21 protein-coding genes are annotated in these 21,915 nt (G+C 59.0%); 14 read left to right on the top strand and 7 right to left on the bottom strand.

The annotated features are described in order from the left end of the window. Positions 1-31: 31 nt before the first annotated feature. Entirely contained in the window at positions 32-1,009 is a 978-nt protein-coding gene (locus tag BLQ92_RS36620; RefSeq protein ID WP_090695304.1) for an alpha/beta hydrolase, read from the bottom strand. A 41-nt stretch (positions 1,010-1,050) separates the two neighbouring features. Further along, positions 1,051-1,650, bottom strand: coding sequence for an NAD(P)H:quinone oxidoreductase (gene wrbA / locus BLQ92_RS36615; protein ID WP_090695300.1), 600 nt, complete (start codon positions 1,648-1,650; stop codon positions 1,051-1,053). A 340-nt stretch (positions 1,651-1,990) separates the two neighbouring features. On the opposite strand from wrbA, the gene BLQ92_RS36610 reads away from it, so the two are divergent. The 6 genes from BLQ92_RS36610 to BLQ92_RS36585 are packed head-to-tail and all read left to right on the top strand — an operon-like array spanning position 1,991 to position 8,003. After that, entirely contained in the window at positions 1,991-2,779 is a 789-nt protein-coding gene (locus BLQ92_RS36610; RefSeq protein WP_090695296.1) for an enoyl-CoA hydratase/isomerase family protein, read from the top strand. 39 nt (positions 2,780-2,818) lie between these two features. Next, entirely contained in the window at positions 2,819-4,480 is a 1,662-nt protein-coding gene (locus tag BLQ92_RS36605; RefSeq protein WP_090695292.1) for an AMP-binding protein, read from the top strand. Positions 4,481-4,536: 56 nt separating this feature from the next. Continuing rightward, entirely contained in the window at positions 4,537-4,902 is a 366-nt protein-coding gene (locus tag BLQ92_RS36600; RefSeq protein WP_090695289.1) for a VOC family protein, read from the top strand. A 39-nt stretch (positions 4,903-4,941) separates the two neighbouring features. Further along, positions 4,942-5,964 carry an LLM class flavin-dependent oxidoreductase gene (locus BLQ92_RS36595; protein ID WP_090695285.1) on the top strand — a complete coding sequence of 341 codons (1,023 nt, stop codon included), beginning with the start codon at positions 4,942-4,944 and terminating at the stop codon, positions 5,962-5,964. Beyond that, positions 5,961-7,070, top strand: coding sequence for a flavin reductase (locus BLQ92_RS36590; protein WP_090695282.1), 1,110 nt, complete (start codon positions 5,961-5,963; stop codon positions 7,068-7,070). The genes BLQ92_RS36595 and BLQ92_RS36590 overlap by 4 nt, the downstream gene beginning before the upstream one ends. Positions 7,071-7,121: 51 nt before the next feature. Beyond that, positions 7,122-8,003, top strand: coding sequence for an alpha/beta fold hydrolase (locus BLQ92_RS36585; protein ID WP_090695278.1), 882 nt, complete (start codon positions 7,122-7,124; stop codon positions 8,001-8,003). Between the two features lie 12 nt (positions 8,004-8,015). Here BLQ92_RS36585 and BLQ92_RS36580 read toward each other — a convergent pair whose 3' ends face one another. Continuing rightward, the gene (locus BLQ92_RS36580) at positions 8,016-8,792 is read right to left on the bottom strand and encodes an IclR family transcriptional regulator (RefSeq protein ID WP_175773396.1); all 777 of its coding nucleotides are present in this window, start codon (positions 8,790-8,792) and stop codon (positions 8,016-8,018) included. Positions 8,793-9,071: 279 nt separating this feature from the next. Here BLQ92_RS36580 and BLQ92_RS36575 point away from each other — a divergent pair, with 279 nt between their 5' ends. Next, positions 9,072-10,163 (top strand): porin, encoded by a 1,092-nt coding sequence (locus BLQ92_RS36575; protein ID WP_090695270.1) that lies wholly within the window; start codon positions 9,072-9,074, stop codon positions 10,161-10,163. Between the two features lie 229 nt (positions 10,164-10,392). Here the strand turns inward: BLQ92_RS36575 and BLQ92_RS36570 are convergent, their stop codons facing one another. After that, on the bottom strand, positions 10,393-10,767 hold the full coding sequence (locus BLQ92_RS36570; protein WP_090695265.1) for a cupin domain-containing protein: 375 nt from the start codon (positions 10,765-10,767) through the stop codon (positions 10,393-10,395). Positions 10,768-11,168: 401 nt separating this feature from the next. On the opposite strand from BLQ92_RS36570, the gene BLQ92_RS36565 reads away from it, so the two are divergent. Beyond that, a complete protein-coding gene (locus BLQ92_RS36565; protein WP_090695261.1) occupies positions 11,169-11,741 on the top strand; it encodes a P-loop nucleotide/nucleoside kinase family protein in 573 nt (190 codons plus the stop codon). Positions 11,742-11,970: 229 nt separating this feature from the next. Here the strand turns inward: BLQ92_RS36565 and BLQ92_RS36560 are convergent, their stop codons facing one another. Continuing rightward, positions 11,971-13,599, bottom strand: a complete 1,629-nt coding sequence (locus BLQ92_RS36560; RefSeq protein WP_143016739.1) for a hypothetical protein — start codon at positions 13,597-13,599, stop codon at positions 11,971-11,973. Positions 13,600-13,903: 304 nt separating this feature from the next. Here BLQ92_RS36560 and BLQ92_RS36555 point away from each other — a divergent pair, with 304 nt between their 5' ends. From BLQ92_RS36555 to BLQ92_RS36535, 5 genes are all read left to right on the top strand, one after another. Next, a complete protein-coding gene (locus BLQ92_RS36555; protein ID WP_090695254.1) occupies positions 13,904-14,569 on the top strand; it encodes a Type 1 glutamine amidotransferase-like domain-containing protein in 666 nt (221 codons plus the stop codon). A 604-nt stretch (positions 14,570-15,173) separates the two neighbouring features. Further along, positions 15,174-15,386: an SDR family oxidoreductase gene (locus BLQ92_RS36550; protein ID WP_090695249.1), complete on the top strand. Its 213-nt coding sequence runs from the start codon at positions 15,174-15,176 to the stop codon at positions 15,384-15,386. A gap of 259 nt (positions 15,387-15,645) precedes the next feature. Beyond that, positions 15,646-16,392 carry an SDR family oxidoreductase gene (locus BLQ92_RS36545; protein WP_090695246.1) on the top strand — a complete coding sequence of 249 codons (747 nt, stop codon included), beginning with the start codon at positions 15,646-15,648 and terminating at the stop codon, positions 16,390-16,392. Between the two features lie 18 nt (positions 16,393-16,410). Beyond that, positions 16,411-17,265 (top strand): DJ-1/PfpI family protein, encoded by an 855-nt coding sequence (locus BLQ92_RS36540; RefSeq protein ID WP_090695242.1) that lies wholly within the window; start codon positions 16,411-16,413, stop codon positions 17,263-17,265. Between the two features lie 132 nt (positions 17,266-17,397). Next, positions 17,398-17,880 (top strand): YybH family protein, encoded by a 483-nt coding sequence (locus BLQ92_RS36535; RefSeq protein WP_090695238.1) that lies wholly within the window; start codon positions 17,398-17,400, stop codon positions 17,878-17,880. A 93-nt stretch (positions 17,881-17,973) separates the two neighbouring features. Here the strand turns inward: BLQ92_RS36535 and BLQ92_RS36530 are convergent, their stop codons facing one another. Next, positions 17,974-18,924: a GlxA family transcriptional regulator gene (locus BLQ92_RS36530; protein ID WP_090695390.1), complete on the bottom strand. Its 951-nt coding sequence runs from the start codon at positions 18,922-18,924 to the stop codon at positions 17,974-17,976. Positions 18,925-19,270: 346 nt separating this feature from the next. On the opposite strand from BLQ92_RS36530, the gene BLQ92_RS36525 reads away from it, so the two are divergent. Then, positions 19,271-20,833 carry an FAD-dependent monooxygenase gene (locus BLQ92_RS36525; RefSeq protein ID WP_090695234.1) on the top strand — a complete coding sequence of 521 codons (1,563 nt, stop codon included), beginning with the start codon at positions 19,271-19,273 and terminating at the stop codon, positions 20,831-20,833. A 71-nt stretch (positions 20,834-20,904) separates the two neighbouring features. Here the strand turns inward: BLQ92_RS36525 and BLQ92_RS36520 are convergent, their stop codons facing one another. Then, positions 20,905-21,834, bottom strand: a complete 930-nt coding sequence (locus BLQ92_RS36520) for an SMP-30/gluconolactonase/LRE family protein (protein ID WP_090695229.1) — start codon at positions 21,832-21,834, stop codon at positions 20,905-20,907. Positions 21,835-21,915: the final 81 nt, after the last annotated feature.

Raw genomic sequence — 21,915 nt, 5'->3', positions numbered from 1 at the left:
AGCGGTGTGCCCCGCAACTTGCGCCGTGGTTTCAGCGTGCAGTGTGCGGGCCAGCACCTGCCAGCAGCTTCTCAGCGAGAAACACGCCGATGGCATCCAACGCTTGTGCCGACGCCTTCAACCTGCCGATACTGCCGGCGAATCCATGCGGCATCCCCATCCAGACATCAAGCCGGGCATCGGTTCCGGCGGCAACTGCACGCTCGACATAGCTGCGCGAATCGTCGAGCAATAGTTCGTCGTCTCCGACATGAATGCGTACGGGTGGCAACCCGGAAAGCCGCGCGTGGAGCGGCGAAGCGAGCGGAAGTTTCGGATCGGCACTCCCCAAATAGGAACGCACCAGTTCCGCTACCTGCGGGAGGGTGAAATACGGATCGGCATCCGCGCGCGTCACGTATGTCTCGCCCGAGAGCGTCAAATCAGTCACCGGCGATAGTGCGGCCACTCCAACCAGGGCCGCCTGGGCGGAGACCGCGTCGCCGGAAACGCGCGCAGCGAGTACCAGTGCGAGATTGCCCCCGGCAGAGTCTCCCGTGATGGCAATCCGGCGAATTTCCCTTTCCTCGAGCCCGCGGTAACTCGCCAGCACATCGTCGGCGGCCGCAGGAAAGGGATGCTCGGGAGCAAGCCGGTAGTCCGGGATAAATGCACTCGCTCCCGCCCTCGCAGCGATCTGCCCGACCAGGTGACGGAATGCTTTCGCCGTTCCCAGGTTGAACCATCCGCCGTGCAGATGGAGAATCGCCTCGCTGGATCGGCCATGCGCGGGATGAACCCAGAGCCCCGGGATACCGCCAACCGTGTCGGATTCGAAGCTCACGTCATCGCGTGGCAAAACGCCCTCCATCAAGGCATTGAATGGCTCACGTCCTTCAATTCCCCTCAACTTACCTTTCATGGGCCTCGCCATTTCTCGCGAGGCGGTGACGATCACCCCATCTTCCGGGTCCAGCGGATGGGTTACGACGAAATTCCTCGACACACCTGCAGTCGTCGGACGTTGCATGGTCCGCTCCTTCGAATTGATGGGGTGAATTTGACTGACGCTCAGCCAAACAGCTTGTTTGCCGTCCGGGCGATCAGTTCGCCCTGGTGGCGAGCGCCGGCAAGCTCGATAGCGCTCGGCTGGCGCTGGCCTTGTCCACCGGCGATCGTGGTGGCGCCATAGGGAGCACCGCCGACAATTTCGTCCAGCGTCATCTGCCCCTGGTGGCTGTACGGCAGGCCGACGATGGTCATGCCGAAGTGCAGCAGATTGGTAATGACCGAGAACAGCGTCGTTTCCTGTCCGCCGTGCTGGCTGGCGGTGGAAGTGAAGGCGCCGCCGACCTTGCCGTTCAGCGCGCCGCTCATCCACAGGCCGCCGGCTTGATCCAGGAATGCCGCCATCTGCGACGAGATGCGCCCGAACCGGGTCGGCGTGCCGACCACAATGGCGTCGTAGTCGGCCAGCTCGGCGACCGTGGCAACCGGCGCCTTCTGGTCCAGCTTGAAGTAGGCGGCCTTGGCGACCTCCTGTGGGGCAGTTTCCGGCACCCGCTTGACGTCGACCGTAGCGCCTGTCGAGCGCGCGCCTTCGGCGACGGCATCCGCCAGCGTTTCGACGTGGCCATACGACGAATAGTACAAAACCAGAACTTTCGACATTTCGAGCTCCTTCCTATATCTGCAGTGATACCGCTGGGGGAAATCGCTTGCACCCGGCGAGGGGTTCGATCTGGATGCTACGTCCACCACGCTCACTCGCCTATCTCCACGGTTGCAACGCATCGTTGCCCTTGGCAGAACGACAAGAATCAATCCAGAGATGCCACCCAAGGTGTAATCCCTGGCATGCCGTCATCGGCGAACAGGTTGACACGCCTTCACCGGCATCCTAATATACAACAATGCTGCACGCATTCACTATTGTTGAATGAATGCGCAGAGCCTGGCAGGAGACATCAAGGCTTTCAGGATCGCCATCATTTATTAAGGATTCCTTTCAATGAAAAGCATCTACTTCGAACGTCGTCAGAACGTAGGCCATATCGTATTGGCCAATCCTCCCTTCAATCTCATTGCGGCCGATTTCGCCGACTGCCTCGAGAGTTCGGTCCGGGAGGCCAGCAAGGCCGATATCCGCTCGCTCCTGTTCCGTGCCCAGGGCCCCGATTTCAGCAAGGGCGGCGACGTCCTCGATTTCATCGACAAAGGTTTCGACGATTGGCGAACCTTCATTGCGCAGATTCACCATACCTATCGGTCAATCGAAGGCCTCCAGATCCCGACGATTGCCGCGGTGCGCGGCGCAGCATTCGGCGGCGCATTCGAGCTGGCTCTCGCTTGCGACTTCATTGTCGCGGCAGAGAACGCCACCTTCCGCTGCATTGAAGCGTCCGTCGGCTCGGCGCCTGTCGCGGGCGGCGTGCAGCGTCTGGCGGAAAGAGCGGGGCGCGCGTATGCAGCTCGCTATGCAATGCTCAGCGAACCCATGTCCGGCACGACCGCCGGTCAGCTCGGTGTTGCCGCCTTCGTCGTCGGCGAAGATCAGGTCGAGAAAGTCGCCGAGGATCTCGCCATCAAGCTTGCCAACGGCCCGACTCGCTCGTATGGCGCCGTTCGCGCGCTCCTCAAGGCATGGTCGGGCGGCGGCGTGCCCGGTGCCGACGTGCTGACCCTGGACCTCACCATGCCACTGCACACGACGGAAGACGCCAGGAAAGGGCGAACTGCACGAGCAGAAGCCGTCACTCGCGGCGAAGAGCCGGCTCCAGTCGTTTTCCTCGGCAAATGAGTCTTCAGTTCAGGCAAACCAACGGCGCGGAAAATATCGATGCAGACACTTTCCTATGAGCGCGGAACACGCTTCCCCGAACTAATCGACAAGACCATCGGCGACGCATTCGACGAGATCGCCAGCAAAATGGGCGACCATGTTGCGGTGGTCAGCCGTCATGAAGGGGTTCGGCTAAGCTACCGCGAACTTCGCGAAAAGTCGGACCGGCTAGCGGCAGCGCTTCTCGATTCAGGGCTCAAACCGGGCGACCGGATCGGTATCTGGTCCCAGACGAATATCGCCTGGCTACTATTGCAAGTAGCCACGGCAAAGGCGGGGTTGATACTCGTCAACATCAATCCAGCCTATCGGACCTCGGAGCTGGAGCATGCACTCAACCTGGTGGGGTGCAAAGCCATTGTGACGATGGCCCGATACCGGTCGAGCGCATATCTGAGCATGTTGCGGGAGCTGGGGAAGGACCGGCTGCCGAGCCTCGAGACGATCTGGTGGATCGACGCTGCCGACTGCCCGGACGAGCCCGGCGCGCAACGCTTCTCCGACCTGCTCCGCGTTGCCGCTGCGGACAGTGCAGCGCTTGAGGCGGTACGCCGCACCGTGCGCCCGGACGATGCCGTCAACATCCAGTTCACCAGCGGGACGACGGGGCTTCCCAAGGCCGCTACGCTGAGTCATCGCAACATCCTGAACAACGGTTTCTTTGTGGGCGAGTGCATGAAGCTCACCCACGCGGATCGAGTCTGCGTCCCGGTGCCGATGTACCACTGCTTCGGCATGGTCATGGGCAACCTGGCTTGCCTGACCCATGGCTCGACGATCGTCTATCCCGCCGAGCGCTTCGACGCCGAAGCCGTCCTGGAGACCGTGCAGGCGGAAAAATGCACTGCGCTGTACGGAGTGCCGACCATGTTCATTGCTGCACTCAATCACCCGCGCTTTGCGGAGTTCGATATGAGCAGCCTGCGCACCGGCATCATGGCTGGTTCGCCTTGCCCTATCGAGATCATGAAGCGGGTGGTCGGCGATATGCATCTGCCCGAGATCACGATCGCTTACGGCATGACGGAAACGAGTCCGGTGAGCTGCCAAAGCATGACGGATACCCCGGTTGAGAAGCGGGTTGCCACGGTCGGTCAGGTATTGCCTCATCTCGACGTAAAGATCGTCGACCCGCTGACCGGCCAGACCGTGGAACGCGGTCAGTCCGGCGAACTCTGCACCCGTGGCTACTCGGTGATGCTTGGCTACTGGAACCAGCCCGAACGGACGCGCGAGGCAATCGACGCCGAAGGCTGGATGCACACGGGCGATCTCGCCACGATGGATTCGGATGGCTTTGTCAACATCGTCGGGCGAATCAAGGACATGGTCATCCGCGGCGGTGAAAACCTTTATCCCCGGGAGATTGAAGAGTTTCTGTACACCTGCCCGGGCGTTCTCGATGTGCAGGTGGTCGGCGTACCGGACCGGCATTTCGGCGAAGAACTCTGCGCATGGATCGTCGTCAAGCCGGAGATGGCCTTGGACGACGCCGCAGTCCGCGACTTTTGCAAGGGTCGGATAGCACATTACAAGGTGCCTAAATACATCCGCTTTGTCGATTCGTTTCCGACCACCGTGACGGGAAAAATCCAGAAGTACCTGATTCGGAAAATTATGATCGATGAGCTTGGACTGAAAGAACAACACACAGCTTGACGCTCCTTCACGAGGACGCGACAGCAATTTCTTTATAACCATTTAGGAGTACTTTGATGGCAGAAGCTGACATACAAACGGTCTATTTCGTCTCCAAGGATATTGCCAGACTGGAAAATTTCTATGCATCCTCGCTGGGGATGCCTGTCCAGTTTCGTGACGAGAACAAGTGGACACAGTTCCGTCTGCAGCGCAGCGCATTTGCACTGAGTTCGGCAGAGGAAGCGGCGCAAGGAGCCGTTGGCGCGGTCCCCGTTTTCCATGTTGCCGGGGAGGCGCAGGACGAGGTCCAGCAGAAAATCCTGTCTTCCGGAGGCCAGCTACTCGCGCAGCGCGACATGGGCACACACGGCGTCGTTGCCACCTACAAAGATCCGGAAGAGAACATCTTTCAGGTATTCAGCAAGTCGTCGCCGCGCTAAGTCGGAAGATCGCTCAATTCATACCTTACTGGAAAATCGATGAAATTCGGCATATTTGACCAAAACGACCGCAACGGCCTGCCTATTCATAAGCAGTACGAAGACAGGCTGGAGATTATCGGACTCTACGACAGGCTCGGCTTCCATTGCTACCACATGTCGGAACACCATGCGACTACCCTGAGTGCTTGCCCATCGCAAAGCGTGTTTCTTGCGGCTGCCGCGCAGCGCACCCAAAAACTGCGCCTGTCTCCGCTGGTCTACATTCTGCCGATCCACCATCCGGTGCGTCTCGCCGAAGAAATTTGCATGCTCGACAATCTGAGCGGCGGCCGCCTGGAGTATGGCGTGGGGCGAGGCGCCTCGCCCCACGAAATCGAGGCGCTCGGCATCGATCCGTCCACGGCTCAGGCCAGATACATCGAGTCGCACGAAATCATCAAGCGGTATCTCAGCTCGGACACCCTCAACTATCAGGGGACGTTCTGGCAGTTCAACGACATGCCGATCGAACTCAAACCGCTGCAGACGCCCCCTCCGACCTGGTACGCGCTGGCCTCGCCGGAGTCGACGGTGTGGCCCGCCCAGGAGAAGATGAACATCGTGTGCGGCGGTCCGGTCCAGCGAGTCACAGCCATCACCGATCGATATCGCGAAGAATTCAGCAAACGGCATCCATCCACCCCTGAGCCGCTGATCGGCGTGAATCGCTATATCGTCGTCGCGGAAACGGATCAGGAGGCAATGGAAATTGCCTCACGGGCATGGTCGGTCTTCTATCCGAACTTTTTCAAGCTCTGGAAAAAGCACGGCACGGAACCGGTCAACGCAAAGCTTCCGCCGACGATCGAACCGCTCCTGGAATCGGGTCTCGCCGTCGTGGGCCGCCCGGAAACGGTTCGTGAAAAGCTGCTAGAGCAGGCGAACGACGGGGGTTTCAACTACCTGATCGGAACGTTCATGTTCGGGGACATGTCCGTTCAGGAAGCCTGGACATCGATCGGTCTGTTTCACGAGGCCGTCATGCCGGCATTCAGCGAGTCGCAAAAGGTTCTGTCATGACCGGAAGCACTTCGTTAGACCACGAACGTCCCGCGACCAGGACGTTCGACAAACGTCAACTGAGAGACGTGCTCGGGTCATTCGTCACCGGTGTCACCGTGATCACCACGCTCGACGCCGAGGGGCGAATGCACGGCCTCACAGCCAATTCGTTCTCCTCGGTCTCCCTCGACCCGCCTCTTGTTCTATGGAGCCAGGCGACATCCGCGGGAAGCCATTCGGCGTTCAAGGATGCCGGGAGATTCACCATCAACATTCTGGCTGAGGACCAATACGACCTCGCCAATCACTTTGCGACCCGGTCGCCGGACAAATTCTCCGGCATCGACTATGAGCGTGGGGTCGACGGCCTGCCGCTGTTGCGCGATTGCAGCGCATGGCTGGAGTGCAAGGTGGCCGCCCGCTACCCCGGGGGAGACCACGTGATTTATGTCGGATCGGTGGATTGCATACGCCAGAGCACGCGACGGCCGCTGGTATTTGGCGGCGGCCAGTATCTGGTCACCGACCCGCACGACCTCGGCATCGCGCCAGTCGGAACGAAGGGCGCGATGAAATCGCAGCCACACGCAGTACGGCTGGCAAGCCGCGCCATGTTGCGGCTCGCGCGGACGCTGGACAAGACACTTGCGCTGGTAGCGTGGGGCAATCACGGTCCCACGGTGATCGCGTGGCAAGCCGCAACCACGCCGGTGGCCGCCGATCTGCCGTTGGGGCTTGTGCTTCCGGTGACTTCCTCCGCTTCGGGGTTGGCGCTGACGGCGTTCCTTCCGCCCGAAGCGGTCGATCGATTCGTAACGGCGGAACTGCGCGACAACACGCGACAAGCCGTAGACGAACTACCTCTCACCGCGGTATCACTCGCAAACGTGCTTGAGTCCATAAGGTCCTCGCATGTCGCGACGAGACGGCCCGGGCCGTTTTATGACGATCGGGCACTCGCCAACGCCATCAGCGTGCCCATTCTTTCTCCAAGCGGACTGGCGGTGCTGGCGCTAACGGCAATCGGGCCGGCAGAGCATTTCGACGCCGCGGTTGACGGCCCTTGTGCGGAAGCCCTCCAGGCCGCTGCGCAGGAGATCTCTGCTGCATTGAGCGAAGCGTGAATTGGCATTTCCCTAAGCTAAAGCGACTGATATAAAGGCCAGACCCGATCCATGACTGACACAGATAGCCATCTACTTGAAGCCTCGCTGCCCGCGATCGAACACGTGCAATTGCGTCTGCCCACCTTGGGCGACAAACCGGTCATCACGTATCGGGCTGCCGGCGACGAGCACGCGCCCGCCATCGTACTGCTGCATGGCATTGGTTCGAGCTCGGCGGGATACCGCGCGCAGTTCGCCGCACTGAGCAAGAACCATCGGGTGATTGCATGGGACGCCCCCGGCTATGGGCAAAGCAGTCCCTTTGCGATCAGCACGCCGGCTGCCACGGACTATGCGGATGCACTCGCGGACCTGATGTCTGCGCTCGGCATCTCGCGCGCAACCGTCGTAGGCAGTTCATGGGGCAGCGTCGTCGCTGCAACGTTTGCAGCGCGGTACCCAGCGGCTACCCGCGCCCTCGTATTGAGCGCTCCGAATGTTGCGCGAGGCCATCTATCCGGTGCGGAACGTAACGCCGCACGAGAACTCCTGATGCGAGGTGCAGCGGCGCAATCGAGCGAGACGCGCGCCGCTGTGGTCGACACCCTGCTCGCTCCGAACGCCGGCCCCCTGGTCCGCGAGGTCGTATCCCGATTAAGAGACGCGGTGACCCCTACAGGATGGGAACACGCGGTGGACATGCTCTTCTCCACACATACGCCATCCCTCGTCCCTTCTATCCAGGCGCCGATCTCCGTCATCATCGGCAAGCTGGACCGCCTCGCACCAATCGACGAGCATGCCCGGCCGATCCACGAGGCCGCCCGCAGTTCGGCACTGCACGTGCTCGATGCGATCGGCCACATGCCGAAGCTTGAAGCACCGGGGATATTCAATTCCATCGTGTTGACTGCTGCCGCAGTGGGGAAAGACGGCGCGCATCGGCAGTAATGCACGCGGCTTCTAACCGATTTTAAGGGGGACCTTTCCGCCCAGTGCAACCGTAGCTCGAACCGCGCTATCGAGTAGCGCCTTCACCTCTTTACCATCAACTTCCGTATTCAGTGTTGCAGGCGATCCGATGAGACTGATGGCAAATCGGAGATCTCCGTCCCTGTCCCAGACGGGGGCCGCGATAGACACGTAACCCATGTCCCCGAGATGAACCGTTGTGAAGCCACAGGTGCGCAATTCAGTGATCGCCGCCTCCCGCAAGGAAGCCGGTGTCCACTCCGGTCCCGCAGGCAGTTCCCGGCTAATGAGATCGTCGGTGCGCGCCGGTTGAAGACAGGCAATGAAGAGCCTTCCCGCGGCAGTCGTAACCAGCGGAATCAGGCCCGTTCTCAGCTCGAGAATACTGCGCGTCTGCCCCTCCTGCTTGAAGAGACTCACCGGCCCATCTTCGGTCCATGCGGTCACCGCAGCGCCGCTCAGTGTTGCTTCCCGCAAGGCGATCACCTCCCGGCGAACGATATCGAATCCGTCCAGCTGGTTGATCGCGCTCATACCCAAGGCAAGCGACGCCGGCCCGAGCTTGTAGCAGCCTGGCTTTTCGTCCGGCGACACCAGCCCGGTGCGCACCAGACTAATCATGTAGTTGCTCGTCGCGCTCGGCGACAGTTCGGACAACGCAGCAATCTCCTTGAGAGGGAGTGCTCGCACGCTGGTCTGCAACGCCGAAAGGATTCGGAATGCAATCTCAACAGACTGAATACCGCGCCTCGCAGTCACATCGGTCATTTTTTGGGCCATAGGGAAGTCACAAAAAATCGCCGCCCCGGGTTTCCACGGACGGCCCTCATGTTGACACGTCTAGGAGTGGCCCCCTATAGTGTTCAACATAGATTATGTCATTCATTATTGTTGAATGCAACGCCGGCAAGCTTGGGAGGGGATCGGCGAGAAGCGAGCAACCGGAACAAACGTCTGAATTTTTCAGCGTCTCATATCATTAGTAGTACAAATTTATTATTCATATAGCTTCCTCGGAAGAAGCAACAACCGGATTGGAGACAGGGCATGGCAAGTTTTGGACGTACAGTGGCAGGCGCGGTCGTGGCACTTTCCGTGACCGGTTCCGCCAACGCGCAATCCAACGTTACCTTGTATGGAATTGCGGACACTGCAATACAGTACATTAGCAATGTCGGAGGACATGCCCTGTTTCAGGAGGCAAACACGCACTCACCCGACATGTTCGGCTTGAAGGGTGTTGAGGATCTCGGCGGCGGCCTGCGCGCCATCTTCGATCTTCAGAACGAGTACTTGCTGAACAATGGCCAGGCGCTGGTTCCCGGGACGTTATTCAACAGAAAATCGTATGTCGGACTGCAGTCGAACACCTATGGCACGTTGACGCTCGGTCACCAACCCAGCTTCATGTATGACATTCTGTCCAATTATCAAACGCCTCTCGTCCTCGGCAACATTCTCTCGCTTCACGAGGGCAATCTGGATGAAATTGCCAACTTCTTCCAGTTCAACAATGCGGTGAAATATGTGAGCCCGACCCTTGGCGGGTTCTCCTCAGGGGCGGAATTTGCATTTGGCAATGTGGCTGGCAATTTCAGCGAAAGCAGGGACTACTCGTTCTTTGTTCAGTACAAGGGAGGACCTCTGAGTCTGGCCGCCACGTACGCGAACGAGAACAACCGTTTTCTGGAGCTTTCCAGCTTTATTGGTCTTCCGTCGCTGTTTGGGACACCACTTCCGCAGGCCCAAGGCGTTGTTGCCAACAAGCTCGTCAATTGGGGGCTCGGGGCATCGTATCAATTCAATAATGTGCTTCTGCACACCACGTTCACGCAGTCACGCATCACATTGACGACTGGTCAGGGTAACGCCAACACGGTTGACGCCGGGGCGAACTGGACGATCACTCCCTATGATGTCCTCGCGATTGGCGGGTGGGTGGAAAATCTCGACGGCGGAAACTGGAAGACCATCACCATCTCGAACTCCTATCTCTTCTCGAAGAGAACTACGGTCTACCAGCAGGTGACCTTCCAGCACGCGTCTGGCCCCAATAGCGTCGCCTCGCTTACGGGCGCAGGTCTGGCATCCGGCCGGTCTACGACAGGTGTGTCGGTTGGTATCCAGCACTTTTTTTAGGAGTGCATGGAATCCTGATTGCGGCGCACCTGAGCCATTTTGAGCCGAGCATCATGTTCGCACCGACCGGAGCGAGGCAGCGCAGTCTTGCGTGCGACCGCTATCTTTCCTCGCGGTCGACCGGACCATTACCAAATGGCCCCAACATTGCGGAATTTCGACTCAATGAAAGTAGCCGGCCACTGCCTCAAGCCGCCGAGTCCCCCTTCAAACTCGGGATCCTCTTGACCTACGACATGCCGGAAGGTGACTCCACTATCTTGTCGTTCACCGAAGGTGAGCGCAGGACCAGTGAACGATGTGGTACTTCCACGCGCATGAGCTGATGCGCTGCTCCCGACGGGACGCACAGGACTTCGCCGGCGGCGACATTGAACAACTCGTCGTTGACGGCGATTACCATCTCCCCTTCGAGAACGATATAAATCTCGTCGCTTTCCCGATGAGCACGGGCCACGGTGTCATGCCATGGCGTGGAGGTGTCGTTGAAGATGACTTGCAGTCGCTCCGACTGAAATGACAGCGCGTCGGTAGGGCTTCGTCCACTGATTAGTGCCCAATGATCCGTGGTCACTTCTAGTTTTCGATGAATCGGTTTTCTCATGTCCGTTTTATCCAGGAGAAGAGCATTCGCTCAAGTGAACCCATTGTCATCCCCTCTCCGATTTGCGCTACTCTCGAAGTGGTCTTGCGACGATTGGTATGTGGCCGTCGAACGGCAGCTCGTTACCGGTCACCGCCTGACGGCGATCGGCAGCACGAGAAGCTTTAGCTACCGTCCGGCGGGGGTTGTCATTCCCCGGTGACCGGATTTCTCAGAGCAACTCTTACTTGTCTCATTCCGTGCACTGCATTATCCTTTGCCACATGAGCCGATCCCACATCAACTCGATTATTAACGCCGCGACAGTCCCGGCGGGATAGCTATTGAGTTGACAATACGCAATCACAACCCGCCCAGAAGGCGGGTTGTTGCTTTCTGGGCCCCAACTGGAGCGCCTGGAAATGACGAGTGAGAGCAGCTTTCTTGACGGCGTTGGACCTTGTAACGCAACCACTCTCCATATGGTCTGCGGCAAAATTGCCTCGGGCAAGTCAACGCTAACGGCTGGCCTGTTGAATTCTCAGCGGATGGTCTTGATCAGCGAAGACGTATGGATCGAGCGTCTTTATCCGGACGAAATTCATGCGCTGGCAGACTACGTGCGCTATGCGGGACGCCTAAAGACGGTCCTCACCGGGCACATTCAATCGATCCTCTCGGCAGGGATATCGGTGGTACTGGACTTCCCGTTTAACACGACCAACACTCGTGCATGGGGGCACTCTTTATTTCGAGCCGCCGGCTGCGAACATCAGCTCCACTATCTGGATGTGAGCGATGAGATCTGCAAATCCCGGCTAAGGGCGAGAAACGCGTCAGGCGAACATCCATTCCAGACATCCGAAGCTCAGTATGAACTGATCACCCGGTATTTCGTTCCACCAGATCCAAGCGAAGGATTCAACATCATGGTGTACGACGAGACAGGGAATGTCCGTCGCCGAAGCGCGCACGACACTGGATTGTCCAGATAGAAGCAAATCCCGGTGGCTGCTGCTGGCCGAATCTGGTCCTACGTTGAACTGCCGTAGCCGACCCGATTCGAACACAGGACCAGTTGTCAACTCATCGACGACTTTTGGAGTGCAGCGGTCATCGCCTAATTTCCCCCAACCTTGAGCCAGGTCGAGGCGAGCGTCTGCGCACGGTCGGCGGTTGCTCAAGTGTTAAAAAAACGGAAACGGTTTGTCGATCCCCGGGACGTCAATAGATCGCCACCGAGAAATCCTGCGAAACGTTTTGCTGCGCAAAGCTCCTCAACGTCGACCGAAGTTTCGCGGCGGACGACGGATCCACGGCGTAGAGGCTCACCAGGTCGCTATACGGCGTGATTTTCTTCTGCAGCAGTTTGAGTTCGCCCACCCTGATCCACGAAGCGGGCTTGTGGGGAAACCACGCGTCGTACACGAAAGCATACTGCGCGTGCTTTCTAGCCATCAATGCAGCGATCCATTCGGAGTCACCTCCGCGCAGCCGATTGCGCAGTGCCTCAATCGACCCCAGCCCCCATAGATCCAGCGTGTACTGCCCCGAGCGCAGCGCCACGAGACCCAGGTCGTTCACCGCGATCGGCGCACCGAGCATGGCGGTAATCCGCGCCATTTGCGCCTGCTGACCGTAGATATTTTCTGCTGCCTGAGGTGTGTACAAGGTCGCCACGATTAGCGACTGGAATACAAATGGCAAGCAAAGTATGGCCGGAATCATCTTAAGTCCAGAATCAACCGCGAGCCGTACGCTCAGGACTACGATAAAAAGTATGTAATACACTTCGTAGCGGCCGAACCAGCCAAAATGGCCAAAAACAAAGTGGAACACCGTGGCGGCCAGCACAACAAAACAGCGCGACCTGCTTGTTTGCCAATACACGCCGAGAACCCATGCGACCGGGAGCAAAATAAAGCCGTACGCTTGCAGGTTCTCGTGCAGGTTGTACGCAATTCCCGGTATTCCGCCCAGGTCTGTCTTCGCGAGAACGGAAGACGGCAGGTAATTCAATCCGTTTACATGTAAAAAAGCTGAAAAACTGCCAACTGTTAGCGCGATGATCGTTATCGACAGAACGGCTGCTTTCCTGTACCCATGCACGAACAGGAAGAGCAGCACAGGCAGCGAGATCGCCAAGCCTTCGTAGCGTGTCAGCGGCAGCGCAATCAAGGCAGCAAAGACGTAATTGGGCACCTTGATGCCTATGCCGCCCTCCGAGTCGCGATAGATAAGGGGCAGCATGACGACAGTCACGAGCAGGATCTGAAGACTGTGCTCCATGCCGATGAACACAAGCCCATACAAATTGAGCGAAATGGCTATCGAGCCAACAACCAGGACACGCGAGACCACGGGCAGATCGCGGAAAATGCGACACATCACACCGATCGTTGCCCATAGGCACATAAAATTCAAAGCCAGTGGCGCATATTCAAAGAGCCTGCCGCTCGCGGAAAAAGGCGCGAGCAGAAACGGCCATAAGATGCTCGAACTCGGCGCTGAAAACTCTGAGCCATTGATCCCATAGTGACCATGCCAGATGTTTCGAGCGAGCGCGAGGTGAATATATGGGTCGTCGAGCGTGTAGGTGAAATGTCCGTTCGTAGTCCGGAGTACTAGAAAAAGCAGGATCGCAAGTGGTGCCGCCACAAGGACCGCCGGGATGAGCATGCGCCCGAACCTTCGGTCGATGCGTGTCGGATCTGAAAGGTCTGAAAGGGTTTCCCGTCCGGACGAGGCGACAAGATCGACTGGGGTGCTCGTAGGCGAATTCAAACGTATGCTCATCAAAAGCACCGCACTGAGATCGGGTTGATGGATGCCGAGAGCATCAAGCCATCGCATTGCTAGGGCGTAGCCGACGCGACCTAATATATCCGCATAGAACGCGCTGAGTATGTTCGGTGGCACACTTCAGGGATGATTCGCTTTGGCGGGTGCGTTCAATCGTCGATCTGCTGCTCACGCAGTCGCGCGAAGCACTTTGCGGCGACCGTCGCTCCAGTCTCGATATCAATGTAATGCTCCAGTTGCAACCTGACTATTCGCTCAAGCGGATGGCTGAGGGTCGGTTGCAGTAGACTATTGGGCGTTGCGGCAGCCGCCGCTCAGCTCAAGCGTTAAGCCTCGCGGAACACGCTCAGGGAACATGAAGCTGCTCCTCACCTCCGGCGGTGTCACGAATGCCAGCATTCACAGCGCACTCACAGGTCTCCTCGGCAGGCCTCTTGTCGAATGCAATGCCTTATGCATCCCCACGGCGGAATACGGCCATCCAATGTGCACGCCCGCGTCGGCGTGGCGCTTTGTCGCGGGGAAGTCGCCCGCGCCTATGAGCGACCTGGGTTGGAAGTCAGTCGGTCTCCTGGAGCTCACTGCGCTTCCTAGCATCGGAAACGAGCGGTGGGAACCGTGGGTGAGAGAAGCAAACGTGTTGCTCGTAGACGGTGGTGACGCATGTTACCTGTCCCACTGGATGAGGCAATCCGGGCTGGCAGCACTTCTTCCATCGCTGCCGAATACAGTGTGGGTTGGTGTCAGTGCTGGGAGCATGGTCATGACGCCACGCATCGGTGAAGACTTCGTGAACTGGAGGTCACCCAATGGGAACGACCGTACCTTGGGCATAGTCGACTTCTCAATCTTTCCGCACCTAAGCAACGAGTTCATGCCCGAGAACACACTGGCGAACGCCGAACGCTGGGCAGCTGGCATTGGCGGCCCCGCGTATGCAATCGACGACCAGACGGCCATAAAAGTGGACAGCGGCACCGTTGAGGTGGTGTCGGAAGGAAGCTGGAAGTACTTTCCGTGACCCTGGAATGGGTGGCCTGATTCAATCACCATCGGCTGATGGAACCACTCGGCTATATCCCACCCGCGAAGCTGAGGCAAACTACTATCGGGAACCGACCAGCTATCAATAAAGAATAAAGCGGGAGACGACGCTCTCGGGCCACAAGCCGCCACTGACCACCCTGCGCCTGCAGATAGTGGAACGGCCGTTCCCAACGATGCAGCCGAGGGTCGCTCGCCACTTACGCTGTCACGTCATTTAGGCTCCCTATCTGTTTTACTGGCGAGCGCCTTTCCAGATGATTTCTGCGAATTAACATCCACCTGCCTGCGCCATTGGCAGCTACGACAAGCGTGTCTCCACGTACGGGACTAAATCGAAATGTTCAGATAGGATTGCGCCACAGTTGCTGGAACAGAAAACCGTTGACCTGCTGTTTGACCCATAAAATCTCGCGCGCTCTCAAATCGGCAACTATCAAAGCCTACTGCCCCGCAACGCCCTCTAACGCCGGCGTCAACTTTCTGGCCCCGCGTTTCCACGCCGCGGCAGGAGCACCAGGTCGGCCGCTTCCTCGGCATCCCTGAGGAGCGTCTTGCGCGGCGTGCCTAACTGCGCACGCATGCCGGGTCCCATCGATACGGGCATCCTCGAAAAGGCATTCCCCGACAAAGATGCGGCCGCCCAGATGAGGGGACATGCGAGCGGTATGGTCCCCATGAAGCGCTTCGGGACGTCGGAGGAAATCGCCAAGGCCGTCCTCTTCCTCGGGTTCGACGCGACCTTCACGAACGGCGCCGAACTGCCGGTTGACGGGGGGTGGTCGCAGCTTTGAACGCGGTACAGACCGCACGCATCAGCAGACGGGGGCTTCACGATGAATAGGTTGGCAGCCATCCGCTGCTCGACGGAGATCCGATCGTGCCCGACGCGGCCTCCGATTTGGCGACGTTTTTTGAGGGATATACGACCTTTGCGCCATTCGCGTCACCTTCCATAATTTGCATGGAAGATCAAACCGAAACACGCGCCATTCCGGTTGCACTTTGAACCTTCGGCTTGATCAATCATGAGATTAAGGAAAGGAACATAAGATGAGACTTAAGAACAAGTCAGCTTTGATCACGGGCGGTACCAGCGGCATCGGTCTTGCAACCGCCAAGCTCTTCATTGCAGAAGGCGCCCGTGTCGCGGTTACTGGTCGAGATGATGCTGCATTTGAGCGCGTGAAGGCCGAGCTTGGCGAGAATGCACTCGTTCTAAAGGGCGATGTACGCTCGATCGAAGACATGCGGGCGATTGCCGCAGAGGTAAAAGAGAAGTTCGGCGGCTTGGATGTCGTGTTCGCCAATGCGGGTTGGGCGTTCCCGTCCGCAGTCGACGACATCGACGCACGACTCTACGACGAGATCATGGACATCAACGTCAAGGGCGTGGTGTTCACGCTGCAAGCGGTGTTGCCAGACTTGCGAGAGGGCTCCTCAGTCATCCTCAATACATCCTTCGTCGCGCAGACCGGCAAGCATGGCATCTCTTTGACCGCGGCGGCGAAGGCAGCCGTGCGATCACTCGCCCGTAGTTGGTCCTACGAGTTTCTCAACCGCAAAATCCGCTTTAACGCGATCGCTCCCGGTGCGATGGACACGCCCCTGATCACCAAGTGGGGCATGTCCGACGAGTGGGTTCGCGACCGTAAGGCCGAGTTCGCCAAGGCTATTCCGGTGGGCTACATGGGCAAGGCCGAGGACATTGCCTACGCGGCGCTCTATCTCGCCAGCGACGAATCCTCCTACGTCGTCGGCACCGAACTTGTCGTCGATGGCGGCGCCTCGCAGCTTTAAGCGCAAGGAGAAATTATCTTGATCGACAATAGCGAAAACAACGCCTCCGGCGAGCAACTCACCAGAGCAGGCCATTCCCGCCGCGATGCTCTCAAGTTTGGAAGCGTCGCCACGCTCGGCGCCATCCTGGGAGGCGGAGGCCTGCTTGCACGCGCCACTCCTGCTCTTGCGCAGGCAGGCAGCGCGGGGGAACTTGCCCCGAGTGATCCGCTGAATATTTTGATCGTGAATTACGATGGAGGTACGCTTCTCGATTTCGCCGGCCCCAGCGAGATTTTTCACCGGCTACCGAATACGAACGTTCGCTATGCGAGCCTCAATGGGGGCAACGTGACGCTCGAATTTGGGGTCGTGTATGGAAAGACTGAACGACTGACCGACATTGAGAAGACAGACGTGATCCTGGTCCCCGGCGGATCTGATTTGACAGCGCCGATGGGCCCAGAGTATCAAGCGCAGATCCGGCGTCTAGCCGAAAGCGCCAAACATGTTACGTCGGTTTGCAACGGATCGCTCGTGCTTGCCGCAACGGGCATTCTCAAAGGTAAGCGAAGCGCCTGCCATTGGGCCTTCGTCAACAAGCTGTCTGAATATGGCGCCATCCCCGTTCCGGATCGCTTCGTAGAAGACGACAACGGCCGCTTCATGAGCGGCGGCGGCGTGACAGCGGGCATCGACTTTGCACTTCGCGTTGCAGCGAAGCTGCGCGGTCAACAGGCCGCCGAATTCACGCAACTCGTGATCGAATATGATCCCGCTCCGCCGTTCCACTCCGGTCATCCCAGAGACGCGCGGCCAGAAGTAATCGCGATGGTCGACAAGGAACTGCCCGGCGCATTCAGGGGTCTCGCCCGAATCCCAGGCGTTCGCTGAAACACTGCTCGGCAATCTGTTCGAGGCCAAACCGCTGGCCTCGACGAAGATTCAACCGACATTATCTGCTCCCTCCACCTGCCCAATCTGGTGCAGCGCTCTCCAATTCAAACCAAAATCGGAAATCATTAGATGCGACAGATTCGTCTTTGTGTGGCTGCCGTTGCAGCCTGCCTCCCCCTTTTCGCGTTTGCGGTACCAGCAACTGCCGATGGCCCGCAACCTCCGATCGAAGCGGCTATCAAAGCCGAGAACGCACGATGGGCGGAAGCCTTTGCGCGAGGGGACTATGAGGCGATAGGCCGCCTCTATACGAAAGATGGTGCGCTCTTGCCGCCCGGGGGCGACAAAGTCACGGGGGGCAGCGCGATCGCTGAACACTTCACCAAGGGGTATGCCGGATCAAAGCCCGATACCGTATCGTTCAGCCATTACGAGTTCTACGGTAATGATCAGATCGTGACGGAAGTTTCGGATGCGGAAATCCGCGACCCTGGTGGAAAGCTCAAATATCGAGGAAAACAAATCCTCATCTTCCTGAAGCAGGGCGGCGCCTGGAAGTTGCATCGCGACATCTGGAATGATTACGCACCCCTAAAGTCTGACGGACGCTGAGCGTTCGGCGAAATAGATAGTCACGTACCGAAAGCGCCAATGGGCCGTTAGACGGCCACCGACTAAACAGCGGGCTGATCGGCCGTCGATCGATCAGCGCCCACTGTTTAGTCTGCTCTCGCGCCGGATCGATTGTGGCGGATGTCCATGCAGTTTGACGAACGCCCTGCGCATCCGTTCCGGATCGGCGAATCCCACAGCCAGAGCAATCTGTTCGATTGGCTCGCTGCCATCCTGCAGGCGCAACCGCGCGGCTTCGACGCGCAAGCGCTCGACCGCCTTAGCAGGCGTTTCACCCGTTTCCCGGCGAAATGCTCGTCCGAATTGCCGCGGACTTAATCTTGCGGCTTCGGCGAGTCGCTCGACAGGTAGCGCTTCAGCCAGATGTTCCCTGGCAAAATTCAGAGCAATGCGGATACGGTCCGACTCCGGTTCCATTTGCGACATAGCGGAGAATTGGGACTGACCTCCTGGTCGACGATACGGAACGACCAAAAGCCTGGCGGTAGCGCGCGCAATTGCCGTACCCATATCTGCTTCGATCATGGCGAGCGCAAGGTCTATTCCCGCGGCGATCCCCGCCGATGTCCAAATGCGGCCGTCCGCTATATAAATGCTATCGCCCTCGACCTTGGTGCGAGGGAAGCGCGACTGCAATTGAGCAGCGTACCGCCAGTGCGTCGTTGCTCTCAGCCCGTCCAGCAAGCCCGTTTCTGCAAGCAAAAACGCCCCCGTACATACGCTTGCCACCCGCGGGGCGCGGGAAGCCAATTGCTTGGCAGCGGCGATGTTCTCCGATGTCTGCATCGGATCGATATCACCGCCCACGAATACGACGGTATCAAACCTGTGCTTCCCAATGGACTTCGTCTCGATCGGAAGGCCCGCATTGCCAATAACCGGGCCGCCCGACTGCGAGAGCACATGCAGAACATATGGAGTATGGCCAGCTGCTGTTGCCACCTGATTGAAAGCCGCAAGTGGCCCAGCAAGATCAAGAGCATCGTGGCCACCGCAAACGAAAAATCCAACTCTATGCGTCATGAAGTAGTTAACCGACAACACCTGGAATGACGTATTTTACGGAAAACCCTTAAATTGCGCCATCCGAGCGTTTTGCGGCGCTCGAATCGGACCACGACCATGACCATGACCATGACCGAGCGCCGCTTGTTGCGGCGTCATCGTCACAATGTTATAAAGCCGTGTCGGAAAAGGCAGACTTGGTTTGGTAAGCCCAAGTCCTTTCGGTAACGAAAGCTCTGGTCTTTGGCCTCGTGCATAAGATCCCCGCGACGAACATATGACGCTGTTCAGGCGTCCCAACGTTCGTCCGTGCGGGTCTCAGCTTGAGAAACGCTCCGGTCGGACATCGACAGAGGAGTCGTTCATGCACAAGCATCACCATCCAGATATCTATGACGTCGTGATTGCCGGGGGCGGCCCCGTCGGTCTGTTTCTCGCTTGCGAGCTGCGCCTGTTTGACCTATCGGTCCTGGTGCTGGAGCAAGCCGAAGCCCCCCATTCTCCCTTGAAACGTCTTCCGTTCGGCATGCGCGGACTTTCGGCGCCCACCCTTGAAGCCCTTTACCGTCGGGGGTTGCTGGACGACTTAATCGCTGCGCAACGTGCGAATGATGCTGCGGGCAAGACTGCGACGCCCGCGCACTGGATGCAGCAACCGCGCCGGCCAGCCGGCCATTTCGCGGGCATCCAGTTCTATCACGATGACGTCGACACTTCGAAGTGGCCGTATCGCCTGCCAAGCCCGGCCGATACGAGCATGGCAGTCTCACTGGAGACACTCGAAACTGTCCTGGCCCGCAGAGCCAACGCGATGGGAGTCGAGATCCGACGCTCCTTCAGCGTCGACGAATTTCACGCGTCCGACAAAGACGTAACCGTTCACGCTAGCGCGGAGACTTTTCGCGGACGCTGGCTTGTCGGTTGCGATGGAGGCCGCAGTGCGGTACGCAAGGCAGGCGCCTTCGATTTTGTCGGCACCTCTGCTGAATTTACCGGCTATTCCGTCGAAGTCGAGATGGCCGATCCGGAAGCGCTTTCCCCCGGCCGGCACTATACGGCGACCGGTATGTACACCTATGCGCGGCCCGGCACGATAGCGATGATCGAATTCGACGGCGGCGCCTTTCACCGGATCCAGCCAATCACGCTGGAGCATGTGCAGGCGGTGTTGCGCCGGGTGTGTGGCACAGAGATCACCCTGACAAGCCTTCAGCTCGCTACTACCTGGACAGATCGCGCTTACCAGGCAGCAGCGTATCGCAAAGGACGGGTGCTGCTCGCAGGCGATGCTGCGCATATCCATTCGCCCTTGGGCGGTCAGGGGCTCAATCTCGGGCTCGGAGACGCAATGAACCTGGGTTGGAAGCTGGCAGCCACGATCCGTGGCGACGCGCCGGCGGATCTACTCGACACGTATCAGATGGAGCGGCATCCGGTGGGGGCGGACGTGCTTGATTGGTCACGCGCGCAAGTCGCAATCATGCGCCCCACTCAAAGCACGCGCGCACTCGAAGCCATCATCCGCGATCTCATCGAGACCCGCGATGGTGCGACGTACTTCGCCGAACGCGTGTGGGGCGTTTCGCTCCAATACGATCTTGGCAGCGCTCATCCGCTGGTGGGCCGAAGCGTTCCTGATTTCGAACTGATCGACGGAACGAAGGTCGGCGGCCTTCTGCGCGAAGCAAAAGGCCTCTTTCTGGACTTCGATGCCGCCGCATCGCTTCGGACGCTTACGAACCGCTGGCGAGAGCGAGTCGTCTATGTCGCAAGCGACGTCAGGGACCGCCTGGGTTTGCGCGCTGTGCTGGTGCGCCCGGACGGGTTCGTCGCCTGGGCTAGTGAGGCCGCCGCTGACGATGAGGGGGCTTCCCAAGCCCTGTCGCGATGGTTCGGTGAGCCTATGGATGCGGATGGATCCACCTAGTCGATGGCAACATCGGCGGAGCCGTTTGCCGGACGGAAGCGACAATCAGGCAATGTCGCGCAAGCCCCGCCTCACAACACCCCGCCATACCCCGTCTCGGCACACCCCTTCACCCCCGGTCGAACCGCGAACACGTGCCCATCGTCTTCATTCGCCCCCTGGTCCGGCCGAATCGAAGTAATGAACAAGGTATCGAGCTCCCGTCCGCCGAAGGCACACATCGAAGGCTTCCTCGCCGGCAATTCGATCTGCCGGTCCAGCTTACCCTGTGGCGTAAAACGCAGCACCCGGCCCGCGTCGTTGGCGCAAATCCAGTAGCAACCGTCGGCGTCCATCGCTGCGCCGTCGGGGCGGCCCACGTAGTGATGCAGATCGGCGAAGAGCCGCCGGTTATGCGGCTCACCGGTTTGCCCATCGTAATCGAACGCCCAGATGAGCCGGCGGGAGGTATGCGAATCGGACAGATACATGATGCCGCCAGCGGGCGACCATGCGAGTCCGTTCTGCACGATCAGCCCGTCGACGATCGGCGCCGACAGCCTGCCCGCCGTGTCGAAACGGAACAACGCACCGGCGGGTTGAGCCGCCGGATTGTCCTGCACCATCGTGCCCGCCCAGAAGCGCCCCTGGCGGTCGCAGCGGCCGTCGTTAAAACGCATGTCCGGCAACGGGAACACAGGGGCAGCCAGCTTGCGCACCTGTGCCGGGATCGGCCCCGCTCCAGAGTGCGAGGTGGGCAACGTCACAGCAAAGAGGCCTGTTTCAAGGCCGGCCAGCAGGCCCCCCTCACGTCCGAAAGCGAGGCACGCCACGCGTTCCGGCAACACCCATTCCGCTCTCGCGCCAGACTCGAGATGCAACCGGATGATCTTCTGCGCGACAATGTCGACCCAATAAAAAGCCCCTTCCTGCGCATGCCAAACGGGGCTTTCCCCAACCGTCGCAGGCAATGAACCCGCCGCCTCCACGCGTTCAGCGCGCATCGTTCCGCCCAACTCCATCTGCTTCTCCTTCGTCAATACGAAGACGAGACGGGCGTCACAGCCACGCTCAGCGCGCTGCAAGCCCGTCTCGTCCCCTCG

This window comes from Paraburkholderia phenazinium (assembly GCF_900100735.1).
Classification (GTDB): Bacteria; Pseudomonadota; Gammaproteobacteria; order Burkholderiales; family Burkholderiaceae; genus Paraburkholderia; species Paraburkholderia phenazinia.
The sequence above is the reverse complement of the archived record's forward strand: the minus strand, read 5'-3'. Positions and strand labels throughout refer to the sequence as shown.